The sequence below is a fragment of the [Clostridium] symbiosum genome (assembly GCA_036419695.1).
Taxonomy (GTDB): Bacteria; Bacillota; Clostridia; order Lachnospirales; family Lachnospiraceae; genus Otoolea; species Otoolea symbiosa_A.
Map to the genome: position 1 here is coordinate 3459721 of CP143946.1, position 20671 is coordinate 3480391.

Annotated in this window: 20 protein-coding genes; 7 read left to right on the forward strand and 13 right to left on the reverse strand. The window is 49.7% G+C overall.

The annotated features are described in order from the left end of the window. Nucleotides 1-270: 270 nt before the first annotated feature. The 4 genes from gltA to V3C10_15750 all read right to left on the reverse strand — a co-directional run bounded on the left by gltA (nt 271) and on the right by V3C10_15750 (nt 4275). Complete coding sequence (gene gltA, locus V3C10_15735; protein ID WVP60754.1) at nt 271-1668, reverse strand: NADPH-dependent glutamate synthase; 1398 nt, start codon at nt 1666-1668, stop codon at nt 271-273. After that, nucleotides 1669-2559, reverse strand: coding sequence for a sulfide/dihydroorotate dehydrogenase-like FAD/NAD-binding protein (locus V3C10_15740; GenBank protein ID WVP60755.1), 891 nt, complete (start codon nt 2557-2559; stop codon nt 1669-1671). Nucleotides 2560-2821: 262 nt separating this feature from the next. Further along, complete coding sequence (locus tag V3C10_15745) at nt 2822-3325, reverse strand: dihydrofolate reductase (protein WVP60756.1); 504 nt, start codon at nt 3323-3325, stop codon at nt 2822-2824. Between the two features lie 80 nt (nt 3326-3405). Next, on the reverse strand, nt 3406-4275 hold the full coding sequence (locus V3C10_15750) for an MBL fold metallo-hydrolase (GenBank protein WVP60757.1): 870 nt from the start codon (nt 4273-4275) through the stop codon (nt 3406-3408). A 981-nt stretch (nt 4276-5256) separates the two neighbouring features. On the opposite strand from V3C10_15750, the gene V3C10_15755 reads away from it, so the two are divergent. Further along, the gene (locus V3C10_15755) at nt 5257-5880 is read left to right on the forward strand and encodes a hypothetical protein (protein WVP60758.1); all 624 of its coding nucleotides are present in this window, start codon (nt 5257-5259) and stop codon (nt 5878-5880) included. Between the two features lie 150 nt (nt 5881-6030). Here V3C10_15755 and V3C10_15760 read toward each other — a convergent pair whose 3' ends face one another. Further along, nucleotides 6031-6807: a class I SAM-dependent methyltransferase gene (locus V3C10_15760; protein ID WVP60759.1), complete on the reverse strand. Its 777-nt coding sequence runs from the start codon at nt 6805-6807 to the stop codon at nt 6031-6033. Nucleotides 6808-7235: 428 nt separating this feature from the next. On the opposite strand from V3C10_15760, the gene V3C10_15765 reads away from it, so the two are divergent. After that, nucleotides 7236-7712, forward strand: a complete 477-nt coding sequence (locus V3C10_15765; GenBank protein WVP60760.1) for a GNAT family N-acetyltransferase — start codon at nt 7236-7238, stop codon at nt 7710-7712. Nucleotides 7713-7878: 166 nt separating this feature from the next. On the opposite strand, the gene V3C10_15770 is transcribed toward V3C10_15765, so the two are convergent. Next, a complete protein-coding gene (locus tag V3C10_15770) occupies nt 7879-8400 on the reverse strand; it encodes a cytidylate kinase-like family protein (GenBank protein ID WVP60761.1) in 522 nt (173 codons plus the stop codon). A gap of 224 nt (nt 8401-8624) precedes the next feature. Between V3C10_15770 and V3C10_15775 the strand changes: the two genes are divergently transcribed. Beyond that, nucleotides 8625-9509 (forward strand): LysR family transcriptional regulator, encoded by an 885-nt coding sequence (locus V3C10_15775; protein WVP60762.1) that lies wholly within the window; start codon nt 8625-8627, stop codon nt 9507-9509. A gap of 14 nt (nt 9510-9523) precedes the next feature. Here V3C10_15775 and V3C10_15780 read toward each other — a convergent pair whose 3' ends face one another. Both V3C10_15780 and V3C10_15785 read right to left on the reverse strand, forming a co-directional pair. After that, a complete protein-coding gene (locus tag V3C10_15780) occupies nt 9524-9934 on the reverse strand; it encodes a hypothetical protein (protein ID WVP60763.1) in 411 nt (136 codons plus the stop codon). Between the two features lie 128 nt (nt 9935-10062). After that, nucleotides 10063-11826, reverse strand: coding sequence for an FAD-dependent oxidoreductase (locus V3C10_15785; protein WVP60764.1), 1764 nt, complete (start codon nt 11824-11826; stop codon nt 10063-10065). A 1166-nt stretch (nt 11827-12992) separates the two neighbouring features. On the opposite strand from V3C10_15785, the gene V3C10_15790 reads away from it, so the two are divergent. Next, the gene (locus tag V3C10_15790) at nt 12993-13226 is read left to right on the forward strand and encodes a hypothetical protein (protein ID WVP60765.1); all 234 of its coding nucleotides are present in this window, start codon (nt 12993-12995) and stop codon (nt 13224-13226) included. Nucleotides 13227-13425: 199 nt separating this feature from the next. After that, complete coding sequence (locus V3C10_15795) at nt 13426-14214, forward strand: class I SAM-dependent methyltransferase (protein ID WVP60766.1); 789 nt, start codon at nt 13426-13428, stop codon at nt 14212-14214. A gap of 111 nt (nt 14215-14325) precedes the next feature. Here the strand turns inward: V3C10_15795 and V3C10_15800 are convergent, their stop codons facing one another. Beyond that, complete coding sequence (locus tag V3C10_15800; protein WVP60767.1) at nt 14326-15723, reverse strand: L,D-transpeptidase; 1398 nt, start codon at nt 15721-15723, stop codon at nt 14326-14328. A 461-nt stretch (nt 15724-16184) separates the two neighbouring features. Between V3C10_15800 and V3C10_15805 the strand changes: the two genes are divergently transcribed. Both V3C10_15805 and V3C10_15810 read left to right on the forward strand, forming a co-directional pair. After that, nucleotides 16185-16556, forward strand: a complete 372-nt coding sequence (locus tag V3C10_15805) for a desulfoferrodoxin family protein (GenBank protein WVP60768.1) — start codon at nt 16185-16187, stop codon at nt 16554-16556. Between the two features lie 74 nt (nt 16557-16630). Continuing rightward, complete coding sequence (locus V3C10_15810) at nt 16631-16792, forward strand: rubredoxin (GenBank protein ID WVP60769.1); 162 nt, start codon at nt 16631-16633, stop codon at nt 16790-16792. Between the two features lie 40 nt (nt 16793-16832). Here V3C10_15810 and V3C10_15815 read toward each other — a convergent pair whose 3' ends face one another. The 4 genes from V3C10_15815 to V3C10_15830 are packed head-to-tail and all read right to left on the reverse strand — an operon-like array spanning nt 16833 to nt 20532. After that, the gene (locus V3C10_15815; GenBank protein ID WVP60770.1) at nt 16833-17516 is read right to left on the reverse strand and encodes a Crp/Fnr family transcriptional regulator; all 684 of its coding nucleotides are present in this window, start codon (nt 17514-17516) and stop codon (nt 16833-16835) included. Continuing rightward, nucleotides 17488-18888: a HAMP domain-containing sensor histidine kinase gene (locus tag V3C10_15820; protein ID WVP60771.1), complete on the reverse strand. Its 1401-nt coding sequence runs from the start codon at nt 18886-18888 to the stop codon at nt 17488-17490. Before V3C10_15820 ends, V3C10_15815 begins: the two co-directional genes overlap by 29 nt. Before the next feature lie 20 nt (nt 18889-18908). Next, nucleotides 18909-19619, reverse strand: a complete 711-nt coding sequence (locus tag V3C10_15825) for a response regulator transcription factor (protein ID WVP60772.1) — start codon at nt 19617-19619, stop codon at nt 18909-18911. Then, nucleotides 19579-20532 carry a LysR family transcriptional regulator gene (locus tag V3C10_15830; protein WVP60773.1) on the reverse strand — a complete coding sequence of 318 codons (954 nt, stop codon included), beginning with the start codon at nt 20530-20532 and terminating at the stop codon, nt 19579-19581. The genes V3C10_15825 and V3C10_15830 overlap by 41 nt, the downstream gene beginning before the upstream one ends. Nucleotides 20533-20671: the final 139 nt, after the last annotated feature.

Sequence of the window (20671 nt, forward strand, 5' to 3'; positions counted from 1 at the left end):
CTCTAAATTGATTATTTGTAACAGTTCAGACAGCATGAACTATTACGGCATTCGGCTAATGAAATCGCTACGCGATGAGCCGAATGCTTGCTGCCACTACCTTTTTGTACGGTCAGCGCAGTAAATGCGCAGACCTATCTGAGCTGTTACGATTATTTCCACCATTACAAAACAGCCCCGGCCATCACAAATAAGCTCCGGCCAGGGCTGCACTTTATACAAATGCCGGCTGCGCAAGCTGTTGTGCCAAAGCTTTCGCAAACCGCATCATTATTTACCTGAAAGGTACTCGTGAATTCCGCGCGCCCCGGCACGCCCCGCCTCCATGGCAAGGATGACGGTCGCCGCCCCGGTCACGGCATCTCCGCCTGCATAGACGCCCTCTTTCGTCGTCTTTCCATCCTTCTCATCGGCGATAATGCATTTCCAGCGGTTTACGGACAGGCCCTCCGTCGTGGCGGAGATCAGCGGGTTCGGGGACGTTCCAAGCGCCATAATCACCGTGTCGGCGTCGATCCGAAAATCCGATCCCGCCTGCTCCACCGGCCTTCTCCTTCCCGATTCATCCGGCTCGCCAAGCTCCATTCTCCGGCAGATGATGCCGCTCACCCAGCCGTTATCATCCGTCAGGATCTCCACCGGGTTGGTCAGGAGGTCGAACTTAATCCCCTCCTCCTTTGCATGGTGGACTTCCTCTGCCCTGGCCGGCAGCTCCTTCTCACTTCTCCTGTATACGATATGTACCTCGGCCCCAAGGCGCAGCGCCGTCCTGGCCGCATCCATGGCCACGTTTCCGCCGCCGACTACCACCACTTTTTTCCCGATCATCAGCGGTGTGTCATAATCGTCGCGGAACGCCTTCATCAGGTTACTCCTGGTCAGATACTCGTTGGCAGAGAACACCCCGTTGGCATTCTCCCCCGGGATCCCCATGAATTTCGGAAGTCCCGCTCCGGAACCGATAAATACGGCCTGGAACCCTTCCTCTTCCATCAGTTCATCGATGGTAACCGACTTTCCGATTACCACGTTTGTCTCGATCCTGACGCCCAGCTTCTTTACGTTGTCAATCTCCGGCTGGACCACATCCGCCTTCGGCAGACGGAACTCCGGGATTCCGTAAGTAAGCACTCCGCCCGCCTCATGGAGGGCCTCGAAAATGGTCACTTCATATCCCAGCTTTGCCAGGTCACCGGCGCAGGTCAGGCCGCAGGGGCCGGAGCCGATCACGGCCACCTTTTTCCCGTTGGTCTTCTCCGGGGCCTCCGGCACAAAGCCGTGTTCCCTCGACCAGTCCGCCACAAACCGCTCCAGTTTGCCGATGGAGACCGGCTCCCCTTTGATTCCCCTGATGCAGAGGCCTTCACACTGCGTCTCCTGCGGGCAGACACGGCCGCAGACGGCCGGGAGGGCCGACGCTTTGGCAATCACCCTGGCCGCTTCCTCGATCTCCCCGTTCTTCACTTCCTGGATAAACGCCGGGATGTCGATGGACACCGGGCAGCCTGCGATGCACTTTGCATTTTTGCAGTTTAAGCAGCGCTCCGCCTCCGCCATGGCCTCCGCCTGGTTATAGCCCAGGCATACCTCCTCAAAGTTGGCGGCGCGCACCTTTGGATCCTGTTCCCTTACCGGGACCTTTACCGTCATATCTCTCTTTGCTTCCATCTATTCTTCACCTCCGCAATGTCCGCATCCGCCGTGGTGGGTATCCCCCTCCTGAAGTCTGAGCATTGCCCGGCCCTCCTGGGTGCGGTACAATTGCTGGCGTTTCATGGCTTCGTCAAAGTTTACCAGATGGCCGTCGAATTCCGGGCCGTCCACGCAGGCGAATTTCACCTTGTCACCCACCGTCACGCGGCAGGCCCCGCACATCCCGGTCCCGTCCACCATAATCGGGTTCAAGCTGACCACCGTTGGAATTTCCAGCTTCTTTGTCAGCAGACAGACGAATTTCATCATAATCATCGGGCCGATTGCCACACAGGTGTCGTATTTCTTCCCCTGGTTCTCCACCAGGTCCGTGATGACCTCCGTCACCATCCCCTTATAGCCAAAGCTTCCGTCATCGGTCGTTATGTAAAGGTTCCCCGCCTGTTTTTCCATCTCTTCCGTCAGGATCAGGAGGTCCTTTGTCTTGGAGCCCACGATGACGTCCACGTCCATGCCGTGCTCCTTCATCCATTTCACCTGCGGGTACACAGGGGCGGCGCCGACTCCTCCGGCGACAAAAAGGATTTTCTTCTTTTTCAGTGTCTCCGGGTCTTCTTTTACAAACTCGGACGGGTTTCCAAGGGGGCCGACAAAATCGCGGAAGGCGTCCCCGGCCTTCAGCCCGCTCATCCGTTCCGTGGATGCGCCGACCGTCTGGAAGACAATCGTCACGGTTCCCTTCTCCCGGTCATAATCACAAATGGTCAGAGGAACCCTCTCCCCTTCTTCATCTATCTTGACAATCACAAACTCCCCCGGTTCGCAGGAACGTGCGACTCTTGGGGCTTCCACGACCATCAGATAAATTTTATCAGCCAGCTTTTCCGCTTTTAAAATCTGGTACATGCTTTTCCTCCTGTTTCCTCTGTTCTATTCGATGTATTTTTGCCTTTGCATACTTTATAAATATACTGCTGTGCCTTGCTGGAACATTACCTGTAAAACTCTGCTGTTTTGGGGGCTGTTCTGCAGAAAATGACATAAATATGCAAAAGATTGCCTACATTTTACCACTTCACCTCTATAAAGACAAGCAAAAACATGTCTTCCCCTTTAAAAATACTGTTATAATAAGAAAAGCGGTTTAGAGTTGTACAGACAATCACCCCTATGGCCTTCTGTATTTTCTGAACTCATAACAGAGATCAAAGTAGGTCTGTTCGTCGCTTTCCTCGGTCACAATCCATCCCTCTTTTTCCAGATTCACAAGATAGGTATCGGCCTGATATATATAGTCGATGTATGTGATGTGGGCCGTATCGCAGTATGGCAGGAACTGCTCATAAATGCTCTGGCCTCCGATGATATAAATGTCCTGATCCGTGAATCCCCGTTCTTTTTTATACCATTCAAGTTTTTCCATCGCCTCATCCATACTGTAGCAGACATCGGCTCCCTTCATCTTAAAGTTCCTGTCCGTCGTCAGAATCAGGTTGATTCTTCCGTCTAACGGGCGCTCTCCCGGAAGCGTGAGGAAGGTTTTTCTTCCCATTACAATAATCTTTCCCATTGTCTCCTGACGGAACAGCTTCTGATCCGCCGGTATGGTAACCAGCATCTGTCCTCTCTGCCCGATGGCCCAGTTTTTGTCTACCGCCGCTATTAACTGCATACCGCACCTGCCTTTCCGATATTCCCTGTTTCTGCGTTTCTTCTATTAAATACAGCATTACTCCTCAAATAAATACAACATTACCCCTCAAATTCTTCCGGAAACTGACGCCGCAGCGTTTTCATCATGCTCAGCGCATTGATATCAAATGCCTCATCCGGCTGCTCTTTCTTATCAACCTTCTCATGGAAGACGCTCTCCATCTTTTTGAGGGCCTCCTCATCCGAACCGCATTCCTTCATAATCCGGATCATCCTGTTCTTACTGCTCTCCAGTTTTTCCAACATAATATCCCAGATGCGCGGTTTATCTTCTTCCCTTACAAATCCGTAGTGGTTTAAGATAATGTCTTTCACATGGTAATTCCTGGACTTGATAATGGACTCCCTGGCTCCCTTATAATCCACCAGAAATGCAGGCATATAACCGCCGGACGGCCCGAGCACGCCGACTGATTCGCTGCACAGCATCAGTTCATTGTCCACAATATAGGAAAGAGAACATTTTGTATGTCCCAATGTTTCAAACGCAAATACCTTGTGATCCCCAAGCTGGACCGTTTCCCCGTCATTGAGCACCATGTCGACCCTCAAATCCTCATCCCGGTAGTCCTTGTTCCAGCCCATGCCGGCCGCCCCGGCCGCAATACTGCTTAAGTTCCGGATGGTGGAAAGCGCCGACGGCTTCGTAAGAATCTCCTTCGCCCGCTCCGAGGCATACACCTTCACCTCCGGCCAGGCTTTCCGCACAGCCGGAAGACCTGCCACATGGTCATAATGGGAGTGGGACAAAAGAACCGCGTCCAACTTCCCGCCATCCAGCTCACGCCTGATTTTCTCAACCATCAAATCAGCCGCATAGGCCATCCCCGCCTCAAACAGGATATTCGATTTTCCCTTTATCAGGAAGACGGCTGCCGCTCCAACTCCGGATACATCTATTACTCTCATTTTATTCTCCTTAATTAAAACTCACATTTTCCTCTATTACAGGTTTTAGGGAGTATGCTCCCATAAATTTTCCCTGTATCTGGACTGTTACGTATTCTACTATATTTTTACTGTAAATACAAGCTCTACTCTGAGCAGTTGAGATTAGTTGAGATGCGAGGACGCCTCTGAAAGATGGCGGACGGGGGAGTGGGTTGGATGGATGAGTCTTCAGTCCCGGTTTGTAGGGGGTGGCGAAGGGGGAAGGTTGTCGACGGGACTGAAGACTCAGGGGAGGTTGTTGCCCCGTCCGCCGGCTTCAGGGCTGATTGTCTCTTTCGTCAAGTGGGGAGGGAGGTATTGTCGCGGCCACTATGGAGTCGTGAATTTTTTACCTTATGTAGGTATTTGGGGCTGGATTCAGAAAAAAATCCAAAGTTAAATTTTACGATTGATCTAAAAATTCAACGGTTATTCAAGGATAGGTCAGGCGCTAAAGCTCTGATTCATCAATTGAATACCATGCAGAAGGCATTCTCCCGGAATTCGAGGAAATGTAGTGGCAGCGACAATACCTCCCCCCTTTGAAGAAATAAAAACAATTCAGCGGCCGCAGGCCGGGGTTTGGGATGGCGACAACCTTCGCGTCTTCAGTCCCGGTCCATAACCTTCCCGTGGGGAATCCGGGAGAAAAAGATTCCGCAGGGAACCTGGAAGTTCATCGGCACTTACCGAGGTATTTTCGAGGTTAGTTCCGTTATGTACTTCGAAGAGCGCAAGCGTTTCCCGAAGGAACTTTTTCTGCCCGTATTCCCCACCCGCGACAACTTACAGCCCGGGACTGAAGACTCACACCCTCCCTCTCACCATCCCGCCCCCCGGCCGCCCCGGCGGCGTTCTCATTTCTCCTCCAATCTTACAATTGATTTTTTATCTTCTTCTGGTATAATAATTTTAGTACCACGAAAACAGGAAAACAGGGAATCGATGAAAGGAATCACCATGATTACATTAGAAAGAACCAGCGTAATGAATATGGAGAATGCTCTCCGTGGCGCAAGAAATCCCCTTAACAGCTGGAACCGTACGGACAGCTTTTATGATGAGAAGGGCAACTATATCCTCGGTCCGAACGATTTGAATCTGGCGAAGAAGCTGCGCATGGCCGGAAGCGATCACCGCAAATATGTCCGTCAGATCCTCGTATCTGTTGACATTACAGCTCCGCTCTACTGGTGGAAAGAATATGATACATATAAAATTGCAACTGTTGCCAATTCCTGCAGTACGATGCACAAAATTGCAAGCAAGCCGTTCACGTTAGAGGACTTCAGCTGTGATCACATGACGCCTGCAACGAAAGAATTTATGCAGGGCGTTGTCGATAAGATGGAGGAAATCCGCCTCAGATATCTGGAGACAAAGAGCAAGGACGACTGGTATGATATGATCCAGCTCCTTCCTACCAGCTACAACCAGCTTCGGACATGCTCCTTTAACTATGAGACTCTGATCAATATCTACTATGCGAGAAAAGATCATAAGCTGACCGAGTGGCACACATTCTGTGACTGGATTCAGACATTGCCGTATGCACAGGAGATCATCATCGCAGACGGTAAATAATTGGAAAGTGAATATTGTATAAAAAGAGGGACAGGAAGAATTACACTTCCGGCCCCTCTTTTTAAGTTTAACGTAACATTTTACATCTCTTCTTCGTATTTATGTACCCAGTTGCAGGCCCGTCCCCACAAATGGCACTTATGTCCCATATCAGATAAGTTTGCACGGCTGCAGATCGTTTCTTTTCACTGCGCGTGTCGCGACAAAACAGGGGATATTGTGCTCTTTTAAATTACCTTCACCGTTAATGTCTTCCATTATATGAGTCAGGATGAATCCCGCCTCAAGCTGACCGCCAATCTGCTCCTCCATTGTATGGGAAAACTGTACTCCGCTGTCATCGGCCTCCAGCTGCTTCATATGATCCTCATTTTTCAGCGGATTAAAAGGCAGGGAGTTCAAGAGCTCCTTCTCGTCATCGTCAAAAATATAGTTTATGCCGTTGTCGAGTCCCGCAAGCAGGATTCCTCCGTCCTTCAGGACCCGGTAGCACTCCCTGAAAATCGGTTTTACTTCCTCCACATAGCAATTGGAAACGGGATGGAAGATCAAATCAAAGCTCCCGTCTTCAAATGGAAGTGTTTTCGTCATATCGGCTCTGATAATTGTAATGTCGTAGCCCTCGCGCTCTGCCACCATTTTTTCCTGGGCCAGTTGTTTCTCTGAGTAATCAAGCACGGTACACTGCGCTCCGGCCGCCGTAAAGAGCGGCATCTGCTGTCCTCCGCCGCTTGCAAGTCCCAGCACCTTCTTCCCGCGCAGATCGCCGAACCATTCCACCGGTACTGTTTTATTCGGCGTCAGCACGACTTTCCAGTCACCGCGGAGGGCGCGCTCAAATTCTTCGTGTGATATGGGGGTTCCCCATACCCAGCCATCCTTCACCCATTGGTCAATTGTTTTTGAATTAATATCCTGATAGTTCATTATTATCTCCTTATGAATCTGAAATTCATTACGTGTGTATTATACGTATCGGTTTTAAGTATCGGTTTTAAGTATCTGCTCTAAATATTTTTTCTAAAGTATCGGTTTGTCCTTCAATAGTTCTTTTATCCTTCCGGTTACCGTGATGCGGGGCGGCGGCCGCACCTTCTCTATTGTATTATAGTTAGAGATGTCTGTCAATTAAAGAAAGGCACCTGAAAAAGCCTTGATAAAGGCATTTTAAAAAACCATTTATAAAGCATCTTACAGCTGTTCACGTGGAATGCTCCGCGAATATTTCCTGAATGATTTGACAATTTCGCCGGCTGATACTAGACTGAAGATAACCGGATGGAATCAGGCCTCATCCTCCGGATAAACGCGGTAAAAAAACGCAGTACAGGAAAATAAAAGGAAATTGGATGACTATGAAAAAGATTTTAATTGAAACGGAACGGCTTTACCTCGCGCCGCAGAATATCGAAGAAATGAATGCTCTATATCACAGCGAAAAAGACAGTGCAATGAAACAGGCCTACCATGAAATGATCGAAACCATGCAAAGCCTGCCAGGCCGGGAAGAATGGGGCTCCAACTGGAAAATCACTCTGTCCGGCGGGACGCAGGTCGGTGAAATTGGCTTTAAGGGCGCTCCCGATGCGGAAGGAATCGTGGAGCTCGGCTACGGGATCGGTGAGGAGTTCAGACGGAACGGCTATGCGGCAGAGGCCGTAAAAGGCATATCCAAATGGGCATTTGGGCGGAAGGGTGTCAGATGCGTCACCGCCCAGACCGAACCGGATAACAAAGCATCACAAGGGGTGCTGCAGGGCTGCGGCTTTATCCGTGATGGTTACGGTGAGGAAGGCCCCCTCTTTAAAAAATATAACCCCGACACTCTTTAAAATAAAAAACAAACCGTACAGCAGCAGTTTCCAGGCTAACTCTGATACGGTTTATTTTTTATAAGTCACAAATTCATATTTTATAAGCTATAGTTTGTGATATTTATTTCACTATCAATTCTCTTTGTTTTACGTGACTGTCTCAATGTTATCGTTACTTTGTCTATTAAATTCTGGACAGGCAGTTTTTAATGATTTCCGCCGTTCCTTCGATACCGAATTTGGAGCTTGTGACTACCAAATCATATTCCACCGGTTTTCCGTCTGCAGTTATCGCGAAATGCTTTCTCGTTTCTTTGCGTTTATCGTCCATCTGGGCGATGATTTCCTCTGCCTTATCGCGCTCCACTTTTTCACTCTCCATGGCCCAGAAAATCTTGCTCTCCATGTCGGCCTTGATAAATACGTTGAAATTCCTCGGTCTTCCCTGAAGAACTGCTGAAGCGCATGTGCCTACGAAGATACAGGAACCCTTGTCCGCCAGAAATTTAATGGTTTCACAGTAGGTCTTATATTCGTTCTCTTCTGCGTCTTCCCCGTTCTCCTGAACCAGTCCGTACTTCTCAGCAGCCTCTAACAGTTCATTCTTGCCGTAGCAGTGAATTCCCGTGCTTTTGGAGAGCCACTCCGCAATTTTTTTCCCGTTGCTTCCATATTCTCTCTCAATACATACTGTCCTGTTCGTCATATCCGTTCCTCCTGATTGGGTGTCCCCCGTTCTTTATATCCCTATTATACGTTATTTTTTTAACGATATCTAATACTTATTTTTTATCTTTTCATAACTTTCATGTTATGATATTCTCTTATTTTGTTGTGTTTCCGGCATTTAGTAATTATAATATAAATATATCCTGTCACGGTTCAGAAAACAGGATTTCCAGATATACAGAACAAAAGAAAGGAACCATTATGGAACTCTTACAGCTCCGCTACTTCCTCGTAGCGGCAAAATACCAGCATATGACAAAAGCGGCCGAGGCGCTTCAGATTGCCCAGCCCGCCCTCTCCCAATCCATTAAACGTCTGGAAAACGAACTGGGTGTCACACTCTTCGACCGCGAAAAAAGAAATATCCGCCTCAACGACACAGGACGTTTTCTGGAAAAACAGTTAATTCCCATCCTGGCCTCCTTAGAAGAGCTGCCGGCCGCGCTGCAGGAAAGGGCCAGCCAGTCGGTCCACACCATACACCTGAATCTGCTGGCCGCGTCAAGGCTGGTCACCGACTGTATTATTGAATATAAACAGCTCCACCCTGACGTTAATTTCCGGCTCTGGCAGAACCCCGACGTGGAAAATGAAGATTTATGCATCTCTACCGCTTTCCCTGGAGAAGAGCTGAAGGGAAATGGAAGCATTATTTTAAAAGAGGCGTTCTTTATGGCCGTTCCCTCCTGCTCGTCTTACGCAGGACGCCCTTCCATCCGCCTGGAAGAGCTGCAGGGGGAAGGTTTCATCAGCCTGTCCAATAACAGGCCGATGCGGCGCATCTGCGACCGTTTCTGTCTGGAATCCGGATTTACGCCGCATATCATCTGTGAAAGCGACAACCCCGAATCCGTACGCAACCTGATTGCGGCAGGCCTTGGCATCGGTTTCTGGCCTGAATACTCGTGGGGACTCTTATCGACGCCAAAGGTTGCCCTGCTTCCCATTGAATATCCCGTCTGTAAACGCGATATCATCCTGACCCGCCGCTCCACCGAGGAAAATGAGAAGGTACTGGAAGACTTCTGCCGTTTTCTCAGCGAATATGCAAAACGGGAGGATGTAAAACAGTCCTCCCATTCGTAATTTACTTTATTTGATTATCTGCAGGAATTCAGCATGGATGCTGCCGGTCTGCCGCCGAAGGACGGAATTGTCTGGATTCCGGTCTGCCATCCGGCGCCAGTATTGCCGCCCTGGCAGCTTCCGCCAGTCTGGCAGTTTCCTGTCTGGCAGCTTTCGCCGTTCTGGCAGTTTCCACCACCCAGACAGTCAGTACCGTTCTGGCAGTTTCCTCCCGTCAGACAGTCGCCGCAGCTAAAATCGCCGCAGAATCCCTGGCCGCCTCTCTGGCCGAAGTTTCCTGAAAACATTCCTGAGTTAAATATAGAACCGGAGCTGTTCCCCGGAACACAGGTTGTGAACATAGCAGCCTGGGATGTCATTGCCGGTGCTGCTGCAACCATAAATGCGGTCAGGGCTGCTGCGGAAAGTAAACGTAATTTCATCATGGTAAATCCTCCTATATGTTTCAAAATTATTACATTTTTGTTACAAAACTATAATAACACAATAAAACTGGAAGATATACCGGGAAATTCTGCCATATTTCGCTTCTGACTTCTATATGATTCCGTCCCTATTTCCCCTGATCCAACGGGCAGCCCGGGATTTCGGCAGGAATATTCCTGTTGCTTTCATTCTCAAAATCTCTGTGATGCTGCGTTTTATAGAAATTGATTCCTCCCTCCATTACCTGCACGCGTGAGAAACCGTTCTGCATCAGGATACGCGCCCCGTTGTATGCTCTGATTCCTGCCGCGCAGATAACGGCCGTCATCTTATTCTTGTCAAGCTCTCCAAGACGCTCCCTCAGTTTGCCAAGAGGAATATGCACGGAGCCGGGAATGTGGTATTCGGCAAATTCGACATCCTCCCTTACATCCAGGATCGTCATATTCTTTGCCGCCTCTTTATCCGCCGCCATTTCATCCAGTCCGGCGCAGCTGATAAACGCCACCAGACCATCCAGCACGTTCTCCGCTACAAATCCCAGCATATTGACCGGATCCTTTGCCGATGAGAAAGGTGGGGCATACGCCAGCTCCAGTTCCTCCAAATCGTAGATCGTACCGTGGCCGCGCATGACCGACGCGATCACGTCAATCCGTTTATCCGCTCCCTCCGGACCCACGGCCTGGGCGCCGAACAGACGGCCGTCACGGTCAAACAGCATTTTAAGATGAAGCACCGTGGAACCTGGATAATATCCCGCATGGGATCTCTGGCTGATGAGGATGGAAAAATAATCTTTATCCTTCTCTTTTCCCATGGCCCGGAGCGTCTTCTCATTGACTCCGGTAACGGCTGCCGAGTAGTCAAAGACCTTGGCAACCGACGTTCCCATTGTTCCATGGTACTCTTTTCTGTCCCCGGCCAGATTGTCGGCGCAGATTCTGGCCTGCCGGTTGGCCGGTCCTGCAAGCGGTATCATCGCCGGTGTTTCCAGGACGAAATTCTCCACCTCGACCACATCGCCCACGGCATATATATTATCATCCGATGTCTTCATATAAGAGTCCGTTACAATGCCGCCCCGGGCATTCAGCTTAAGCCCCGCCTCCCTGGCAAGCCCGCTGTTTGGTTTTACTCCAATAGAGAGAAGCACCATGTCGGCGCGGACGGTTTTCCCGCTGCTCAGCGTAATCAGGGTACCGCCGCCCTCTAACGCCTCAAACGAGGATACTCCGTCGCCCAGAATCAGGTTCACGCCATTCGCCGTCATATTTTCGTGGAGCAGTTCTGCAAGTTCATAGTCGAGTGGAGCCATTACCTGGTTCTGCATCTCGATTACGCTCACTTCGATTCCGGCTTTCTTCAGGTTCTCGGCCATTTCAAGGCCAATAAATCCGCCTCCGATCACGGCCGCCGCGGCCGGTTTCTTCTCTTTAATTATCTTCTTAATCCGGTCGGTATCAGGCACGGTCCAGAGCGTATAGATTCCCTCCCCGTCTATGCCCGGTATCGGAGGGACCATCGGGGAGGAACCAGTCGCAATCACCAGATCGTCGTAAGGCTCTTCATACATTTTTCCCGTTTTCCTATCCAGCACCGAAATCGTCTTATCTTCCCTGTGAATTGCCGTCACCTCGCTGCCGGTCCGTACATCTACGTCAAAACGGGCCTTCATGGTCCCGGGATTCATTAAGAGCAGCGCATTCCTGTCCTGGATTACACCGCCAATGTAATACGGCAGCCCGCAGTTTGCATAGGAAATATAGTCACCGCGCTCAAATACGATAATCTCCCTGTCGTTGTCTCTTCTCCTGAGCCTGGCCGCCGCGGTGGCTCCTCCCGCCACTCCGCCTATGATAAGCGTTCTTCTCTTTCTGTTTTTTTCCATATCTATATCCGCCTTTCGCATTGATTTTTAGCATTACTTTTTATGTTGCTATTATAACAGCAACTTTATGTCTTAACTGTGATTATGTCACATTCTTTTTTCTTTTAATTTTGTAGTATCTTCCTGCCGTTTCGCAATATACTGGTTTCTTATTGGAATTTGTCTGTCCGTAGATTTGACAGGAAGGTTCCGTCCCCTTATAATAAAAGGCAGTACCGCGGTAATTTGAGGATTTAATTGAGGGGCGAGGACGCCTCTGTAAGACGGCGGACGGGGTGGTGGGTTGGATGGATGAGTCTTCAGTCCCGTTTTATAGGTTGTGGTGAGGGGGGAATCCAGGAGAAAAAATTCCTACGGGGACTCGCTCCCGCTTGTGGAGCGCACAGCGGATGCTAAGACGTCAAAGAACGCCGTCTAAGCACCGGCGGGCTCCAATGTCCCCTTCGGAAAGTTTTCTCCTCCCTTCCCCGAGCAGGTTGTCGACGGGACTGAAGACTCAGCGAAGGTGACTGCCCCGTCTGCCGGCTTCAGGGGCTGATTGTCTCTTTCGTCAAGTGCGGAGGGAGGTCTTGTCGCGGCCACTAGGTAGTCGTGAACCTTTTATCTTGTGAAGGTATTTCAGGCTGGATTCAGAGAAAAATCCAAAGCTAAATTTAATGATGAATCAAAAAATTCAATGGTTAATCAAGGATAGGTCAAGAGCTAAAGCTTAGACTCATCAATTGAATAACATACAGGATGCATTCTCCTGTAATTCGAGGAAATGTAGTGGCAGCGACAATACCTCCCCCCTTTGAAAGAATAAGAACAAATCAGCGGCCGCAGGCCGGGGTACGGGATGGCGAAAACCTTCGCGTCTTCAGTCCCGGTCATAACCTTCCCGTGGGGAATCCGGGAGAAAAAGATTCCGCACGGAACCTGGGAGTCCATCGGCACTTACCGAGGTTTTTTCGAGGTTAGTGTCCGCTATGTACTCCAAAGAGCGCGAGCGTTTCCCGCAGGAACTTTTTCTGCCCGGATTCCCCACCCGCGACAACCTGCAAACCGGGACTGAAGACTCACAACCTCACCATCCCGCCCCCCGACCGTCCCGGCGGCGTTCTCATTCCTCAACATAAACCCTACCTGCGGCTGCCGATTCATATTACAGACAGGAGGCATATGCCATGAACCCAATGGAACTTTTACAGATTAAAAATTCCTGCGATACATTTGTGAAAAATCACCCAAAATTTCCGCAGTTTTTAAACGCCGTTTACAACAGCGGCCTGGCGGAGGGCAATATTATCGAACTTTCGGTTAAAACAACGGACGGAAGAAATCTGGAGTCCAACCTGAAGCTGACTCCTTCCGATGTGGAACTGCTCCGCCAGCTCAGGGAGATGATCGGAAACAGGTAAAGACGTAACAAAAGACAATGGTTATACCGCTGATGCGTTATGATAAATAAACACAGAAAGGAGGGCAAACAATGAAAACAACAACATTTAACACAGTCACAGCCAAAACAGGAGGTATTATGAGAGCATAATGTTACCATTCACGGAGTGGACGGTAGCAGCATAACATAACCTCCTGAGGCATTAAGGAGATTATCGTATGAGTTATATAGAAGGCAACAAAGAGGCCTGGGAAGAGGCATTTGAACACAGACAACCCAACTGGGGCGATGAAAATTACATACGGCTGCTGAATGAAAAACTTCCTTTTTTTGATGAAAACGCCGCCGAAGAACTGCAAAAGATCCATTTTGCCGGAAAGGATATTGCACAGTTCTGCTGCAATAACGGGCGTGAGCTTTTGTCGCTCGTAAAAAACGGGGCGAACTCCGGCGTCGGCTTTGATATCGCGGAAAATATCCTGGAACAGGCAAGGATAACGGCCGAAAAAGCCGGTATTACAAACTGTAACTTTGTGGCGGCCAATATTCTGGATATTCCTGAAGAATACCATAATTCTTTTGATCTCGTCATGTTTACCATCGGGGCCATCACCTGGTTTGAAAACCTGGAGCCCTTATTCCAAAAGGCGGCCGACTGCTTAAGACCGGGCGGAATCATGTATATCCAGGATTTCCATCCCATCATGAACATGCTGGCTCTGCCCGGAGCCCCTGAATACGATGAGCAGAAGATATACGGTGTGGCCTACTCTTATTTCAGAAAAGAGCCGTGGGTTGAGAACGAGGGAATGGGTTATATGTCCGAAACATATGATTCCAAAACATTCATCAGCTTTTCACATACGATGGCCGGTATTATCAATGCCGCCTGCAAGGCGGGCCTTCGGATCACGGGGCTGAAAGAATACGACTATGATGTCGGCCTGTCCGAGATTTACGACGGGAAAGGTTATCCGCTGTCCTTTATCCTAACAGCCGAAAAATAGCATAAGAGCACTTTCCTGTGATATTAAAAAAGATGCAGACGTTCTGCCCTTCAGGCATGGCGTTTGCATCTTTTTGATTTTAAACGAACCAAAATTTACATGTTCGCATTCTTAATTATGGCAGATGACCGGAATTCCCTGGTATACGAGATCGTACAGCAGCTTGGCCTTGGCCGGAGGAAGGTTGATACATCCGTGGCTTCCGCCATACTGGTAAATCGTACCGCCGAACTTGCTTCTCCAGTTGGCGTCATGCAGACCGATTCCTCCGTTGAACGGCATCCAGTAATCCACATGGCTCTCGTATTCATAAGAGCCGTCGGCCTGTTTTGCACCTCTTAAGATTCGGTCCGTCTGTTTGTAGTTGAGGCTGTAGATTCCCTCCGGCGTTGTATAGTTCTTTGAAACGTTGCCGGTTACGGTCGGGGCATCCCAGACAAGGGCGCCGTCCTTAAACATATAGACATGCTGGCCTCCCAGATCAACCTCCACATAGGTATTTCCCCAGTCGGGCGCCGTTCTGCTGGCGGCTGTTGCGGAATACTGCGGAGCCCATGTCTGGCTCTGGCCCGTCTGTATCATCGCAATCAGAGCTTCCACTTCCACGGCCTGATTGAGTTTCCATCCGTAAGGGCCTGTCAGCGTCACATCCTTGCCCGTTGCGGTGTGGAATACCCTGGCCGTGCCTGCCGTGTCGTATTTGGCAGCCAGTGAGGCAATGTATGCCGCCGCCGCGGTTCTGTCCACCTGAATCTGGCCGTCGGCAGAACCGGTAAACCAGCTTGTAAATACTGCTCCGGTGAGCTCTTCCGTGTTGTCGCCGTATGTATAGGTGATGACCATGTCCCTGCTCTGGTTCATCTTATCGCAGAGCGCCTTCAGCTCCCCGCTGTCCTTTGTCACCTGAACTGTGTAGTAACATCCGTTTGCCGCCAGATCCACCTGGCTCTGTCCCGTGACCGCGGCGCCCTTGATAACGGCCTCCGTCTTCGCGGCGTCCACGTTGTTGCCCTGGACTTCGGGAATAATGGTGAACGGCTGTCCCTCCTGATATGGGGAGATGCGGGCATCCGCCGTTGTAACGATATTTCCTCCGCTGATGCATTCCAGGCTCCTGATACGGGCCGTGAGAAGCGCGTCGTCATAGCTGGCCTGCAGCTCCAGTGTATGGGAGTTATCGGAGGAAGGGCCGGACTGGCGTCCCGTGTCGTTCTGCTGGCTCAGGATTTCCTGCAGATTGCTGGGGACCGTAACCCGGTATCCAATCTCTGTTCCGTTAATATTCTCTTTCTTTCCGTCCTTCTCAATAATTGTCAGGTTGTAGCTTGAAGCGTAGGACTGTTCGATTTTGGCCTTTGCTTCCGCTTCTGTAAGTCCTCCTATCACAATACCGTTCACGTCTGTCCCCGTCACAAAACGTGACGCGTCATCTGCCAGAGTAGTAAAGCTGAACGCAAGCGTCAGAAGTGACACTGCTCCCAGAGTTCTTAAGACCTTTCTTTTTCTCATTCTTTCAACCTCTATCTGTTTTTCATTTGGCCGTCAGACGGCCTGCCTATAATATAGCACGTCCCCCGGTGGAATTTCCACCGTTTTTTGCAACTCGTACAAAATTGTTATAAAAACTTAAGCTTTTCCTTATTTTTCAACAGAATTGAAGGCGGTTTTGCCGCAAAGGGCGCATGCCGCAAAAAAGAACTGCCATGAAAAATGCATAGGAAAAGAATGCACGGGGATACTTGTTTTTATAAATGTACCTGCTTCAACCGGTGCCGTCAACACGCTCCAGGCCATGCTTTCCCCATTATAACAGAAAGAACATGGAAATCCAGTACAAATATTCCAGACTTCCATTCTTTTACATTTTTTTAGTTACGTAACATTTGTTACGGACTTTCATGAGTTTCTATGGTATCTTATCTACAGAACAACAAAACAAATTAAAAAAGCGATAATACAGGAGGTCTGCTATGAATAAATTTTACAGAAGTGACGACAAGAAAAATATCTTATTAAACCTGGTATCTTTAGACGGAGGAGAAAAAGGGATTGCCCTGGAGGCCCTTAAGGCCAACACCTCAGACGGCGCGGCTGAAAAACATGTACCCGTTGTCTCCATCAATGGAAATACCGTGGAAGTAGCCATTGGCTCCGTTGCCCATCCCATGCTGGAAGAGCACTATATCACAGGTATTTATATTGAAACAACATCCGGCGGCCAGTTCGCTTCCCTGAAACCGGGCGAAGAGCCAAAAGCCGTTTTCCTTTTAAAGGACGGCGATGAATTTATTGCAGCCTATGAGTACTGCAACCTTCACGGTCTCTGGAAGGCCGGAAAGTAACGTCTGTTTCCGATAAAGCCGGACTCCGGCGGGACGGACAGGTAAAGTTTAAATTATTTCGGAGGTAATCGACAATGAAAAAATATGTATGTGAACCGTGTGGCTATGAGTATGACCCTGAGGTCGGAGATCCGGATAACGGAATTGCTCCGGGAACTGCATTTGAGGATATCCCCGACGACTGGGTATGCCCTCTCTGCGGCCTTGGCAAAGACGTTTTCGTTCCCGAAGACTGATTGTACTAAATAATAACCCCTCTCTATTTAACTACAAAATTTAACCTACAAAATCGGCCAGGTCTTCCTGAAGCCGGGAATAGTCAAGGATTGCAATGGATTTACGCCCCTCCATTTTAATTATCCCCTCCTCCTGCATCTGCGACAATTCCCTGGACAGAGAAGGCCTGGCTGCATTCAAGCTTGCGGCCAGTTCCTCCCTGTTCATTGCAAGTTCCACCCGCTTATTTCCTCCGCTGTTCTGGAGCAGGTAGAGGGCGATTCTCTGTCTCAGGCTCCCGCAGGTCAAAAGCTGGATTTTCTTTGAATTCTTTTCCGCCTCCTCCGCAAACACCCCCATCATGTTAAACAGGATTTTGCTGTGATGGACACAGTTCTTCTCACAGGTGCCGTAGAAAAAATGGCTGGAAATCCGAAGCAGTTTTACGTGGTTTCTCGCCTTCGCAGAGTAGGAGTACTGTTCCCTCTCTAAGAAGAGATCCACGACGCCGAACTGCTGTCTCGCCCCCAGGCATTCCGCATAGGTCTGGCGCCCCGAAAGATTGGCCTGCTCAAGGAGAATCTCCCCCGACAGGATCATATAGATCCACTTCGGTTTTTCTCCCTGTGTAAAAATGTACTCCTCTTTTTCATATTCCACGATCCCGGACCGGGAACAGACAAGGCTTCTCTGAAGTTCCTCCTCCGTAAGCCCGTTAAAAAGTTTCAGTTCCTGTATTTCCATCTTTCTCTCCTATCTTCAAACACGGGATCCGCACTTCTGCCTTAAAAAGCCTCCCTTTCTTCCCGCAGCGGAAGGTTCCTCCGTGACGTTCCAGTATCGTCTCACATGTTTTAAGTCCAATATTGGTGCTCTCGCGCTCCGATTCATCGGCTGCCATACTGTTTTTAAGACAGATAATCAGTTCTTTTTCCGTCTCTCGGTATTCCGCTTCCACCGGCTGCCCACGATCCGCATATTTGAGAATATTTGAAAACAGATTCCCAAATACTCTGCGCATCAGTTCCACATCCACGGAAAGGCTGCAGGTGATTTCACCCGTTTTGCGTATCACCTGAAGGCCTTCGCTCTCCAGATCGAACAGGCTCTCCTCCACGATCTGCCCCACGAATTCCGCCCCATATACCTCGTCGCGGTGCAGTTCGTCCTGAGCCCTGCTGTATACGAGAAAATACTCAAACAGTTTGTCGGACAGGCTCTTTATCCGGGCTGCCTTGTCGCGGCAGACGGACAGATATTTCGTCTGTTTTTCCACATCCTTCTCCATGGCGAGGATATCCAGATATCCCATCAGGGACGTCAGGGGCGTCCTCAGATCGTGTGACATGGCCGTGACCATGTCGCGGTTGGCAATCCGCAGAAGTTCCTCCTCCTCCTGTCTTGAAAGAATCGCCCTCCGCATAGAATCCAGTTCCCGCGCCAGCGAAGAAAGCTCGTCGTTACCCTTCACCGTAACCTGATAATTCAGCTCCCCGCTTTTAAGTATCTCCATTTCTTTCCCGAGAAGTTCAATATATTTTACTTTTTTCCGGATCAGCAGATATAGAATCAGGACAAAACAAAGACCGCTTAAAACAGTGGAGAGCGCATATACAATTTCATCCTCTTCACTTCCTATATAAAACAGTACCGCCGACGCGGCGCCGTCTGAAAAGGTCACGGTATATCCGGCAGGCCGGTTGTCCGCCTCCCTATCGGCCTCCATGCCCGGATTTGCGTCCGCCTCCCCGTCTGTTCCCGGGAACGACTCCGTGTCCATTCTATAATCCGTCATCATGCCGTAATTGCTGTCCGGGATGGTTGCCACAATACGGCCGTCGCTGCTGAATATGGCTCTGTCACCGTGATACAGCGTCATAATCATCTTCCTGTCCTGATCCGTAAATCCCATTATTTTATCCCCGTCGTTCATGGAAATCTTATTTTCCGTGATAAATGCCTGGAATTGGCGGATGTATTCATTTTCCTTCCCGGCAATGACGGCCGGCATATAATTGTGGTCCAGGATATAATAGCCCAGATCCATGATCCGGACTAAGATAAAAAAAGCGCAGGCGGCGGCAAAGGCAACCGACAGAATTAATTTTATCCACAATCTGCTGCGATACTTCCCCCTCATTCGATCCGATACCCCTTTCCCCATACATTTACCAGATATTTGGGATTCTTCGGATCCTTCTCCAGTTTTTTCCTCAGGTTCCGGATATGTACCATGACCGTGTTATTGGAGGTGTAGTAGTAAGGCTCCTCCCATACGCTCTCATAAATATTCTGTATTGTAAAGATTTTGCCCCTGTTTTCCGCCATGAGCAGTAAAATCCTGTATTCCAAATCGGTTAAAAGGATCTCTTCCTCCTCCAGACGGACTGCCCGGCTGTCCTTGTCGACAGACAGATCTTTAATCCGGATTACGGCCGTTTTCTCGCCGCTTCCGGAACCGCCCTGGTATACATAGCATCTTCTGAGCATTGCCTTGACCCTGGCCACCAGCTCCGTGTAGGAAAAGGGTTTTGCCAGGTAGTCGTCACCGCCCGCGCTGAACCCCAGCGCCTTGTCCGAGTCCTGTGTCCTGGCCGTGAGGAACAGGATGGGAACCGTCAGTTTCTTCCGTATATCCAGGCACGCCAGAATCCCCGATTTTCCAGGCATCATCACGTCCAGGATAATCAAATCCACGGTCCGGTCCGCTTTTTCCACCGCCTCTTTTCCGTTGCCGGCCTCGATCACTTCAAAGCCTTCGTGCTCTAAAAGAATGCGTACCACCTCCCTGATCTCGGGATCATCGTCAGCAAATAATATCCTCTTTCTGTCCGTATTCATCTCCATCCGTCACCTCATTTATATTTTCCGCCGCTATCCACTGTATACCAAGCTGATCCAGATATTCCTTCAGCATCTGGATCAGGATTCTCACCGGCTCCGGGCATTCTTTCTTATTTTTAAGCAGCATATAGACCACCCGGTCCTCCGGGCCGTCCTCCATCGGGAGCAGTTTCACCGCCATTCTGCCCTCCATGCTGAGAGCCGCCGATTTGGGTAGGACGGTCCAGTATTCATCCTGCTCGATGAGCTGCTCCAGAAGCTGCATATTATCGGTCTCCACCCGGCTTCTTCTTCCGTCCCCGAACCAGTAGGTGTGCCACATGACAAACTCCGGATGCCATTCCAGATAAATCTCATTTCTGACGGACAGCGCCGATGGATGGACGGTTCCCTCATAGGAACTGCCTTTTCCGCAGACAAAGCACATCGGTTCCTTAAAAAGGGGGATGGACGCCACCGTCCTGGAATATCCGGGGTTGGCAATCAGACCGGCTTCCAGTTCCCCCGATTCAATCAGTTTATAAGTATCCCTCGACTCCAGAGCCAGAATACACATGTCGCAGTCGTCCGCCCTGTTTAAAAACTCCCGGTACACCGGCCCCATCAGGTACGTCTGGACACTCTGGATCGTTGAGAGGAACATCGTCTGCCGCTCCTCCCTCCAGATTGCTTCCCTGGTCTCCTGCCAGAGCCTCTTCCATTTTTCCGCCACCGGGACCATGCGTTTACCCGCTTCGGTCAGTTTAACCCTGCGGATCCCCTTCTTTCTTATCAGAAGCGGCGCCCCCAGCTCCCTCTCCAGGCTGTCCAGACGGCTGCTCAGCGTCGACTGGGTCAGATACAGCCGTTCCGCCGCCTTGGTCAGCGAGCCGGACTCTATAATCGCCAGAAATGCATCAATTTCGGACTGATTCATATCCTCCTCCGTATCTTCCATTATTCTGAATTAAATTTTGTGTTACCGGGCACAAAGTGAACCGTAATAATATCGATTTTATCAATATTATATACCTGGATAATTCATTTTACAAATATATATTTATTTACTATGATAA

Bases quoted from the DNA above. Each gene is read 5' to 3' on its own strand.
- gltA (WVP60754.1), bottom strand. From the start codon at position 1,668: ATGGAAGCAAAGAGAGATATGACGGTAAAGGTCCCGGTAAGGGAACAG.
- V3C10_15740 (WVP60755.1), bottom strand. From the start codon at position 2,559: ATGTACCAGATTTTAAAAGCGGAAAAGCTGGCTGATAAAATTTATCTG.
- V3C10_15745 (WVP60756.1), bottom strand. From the start codon at position 3,325: ATGCAGTTAATAGCGGCGGTAGACAAAAACTGGGCCATCGGGCAGAGA.
- V3C10_15750 (WVP60757.1), bottom strand. From the start codon at position 4,275: ATGAGAGTAATAGATGTATCCGGAGTTGGAGCGGCAGCCGTCTTCCTG.
- V3C10_15755 (WVP60758.1), top strand. From the start codon at position 5,257: ATGATTACATTAGAAAGAACCAGCGTAATGAATATGGAGAATGCTCTC.
- V3C10_15760 (WVP60759.1), bottom strand. From the start codon at position 6,807: ATGAACTATCAGGATATTAATTCAAAAACAATTGACCAATGGGTGAAG.
- V3C10_15765 (WVP60760.1), top strand. From the start codon at position 7,236: ATGAAAAAGATTTTAATTGAAACGGAACGGCTTTACCTCGCGCCGCAG.
- V3C10_15770 (WVP60761.1), bottom strand. From the start codon at position 8,400: ATGACGAACAGGACAGTATGTATTGAGAGAGAATATGGAAGCAACGGG.
- V3C10_15775 (WVP60762.1), top strand. From the start codon at position 8,625: ATGGAACTCTTACAGCTCCGCTACTTCCTCGTAGCGGCAAAATACCAG.
- V3C10_15780 (WVP60763.1), bottom strand. From the start codon at position 9,934: ATGATGAAATTACGTTTACTTTCCGCAGCAGCCCTGACCGCATTTATG.
- V3C10_15785 (WVP60764.1), bottom strand. From the start codon at position 11,826: ATGGAAAAAAACAGAAAGAGAAGAACGCTTATCATAGGCGGAGTGGCG.
- V3C10_15790 (WVP60765.1), top strand. From the start codon at position 12,993: ATGAACCCAATGGAACTTTTACAGATTAAAAATTCCTGCGATACATTT.
- V3C10_15795 (WVP60766.1), top strand. From the start codon at position 13,426: ATGAGTTATATAGAAGGCAACAAAGAGGCCTGGGAAGAGGCATTTGAA.
- V3C10_15800 (WVP60767.1), bottom strand. From the start codon at position 15,723: ATGAGAAAAAGAAAGGTCTTAAGAACTCTGGGAGCAGTGTCACTTCTG.
- V3C10_15805 (WVP60768.1), top strand. From the start codon at position 16,185: ATGAATAAATTTTACAGAAGTGACGACAAGAAAAATATCTTATTAAAC.
- V3C10_15810 (WVP60769.1), top strand. From the start codon at position 16,631: ATGAAAAAATATGTATGTGAACCGTGTGGCTATGAGTATGACCCTGAG.
- V3C10_15815 (WVP60770.1), bottom strand. From the start codon at position 17,516: ATGGAAATACAGGAACTGAAACTTTTTAACGGGCTTACGGAGGAGGAA.
- V3C10_15825 (WVP60772.1), bottom strand. From the start codon at position 19,619: ATGGAGATGAATACGGACAGAAAGAGGATATTATTTGCTGACGATGAT.
- V3C10_15830 (WVP60773.1), bottom strand. From the start codon at position 20,532: ATGAATCAGTCCGAAATTGATGCATTTCTGGCGATTATAGAGTCCGGC.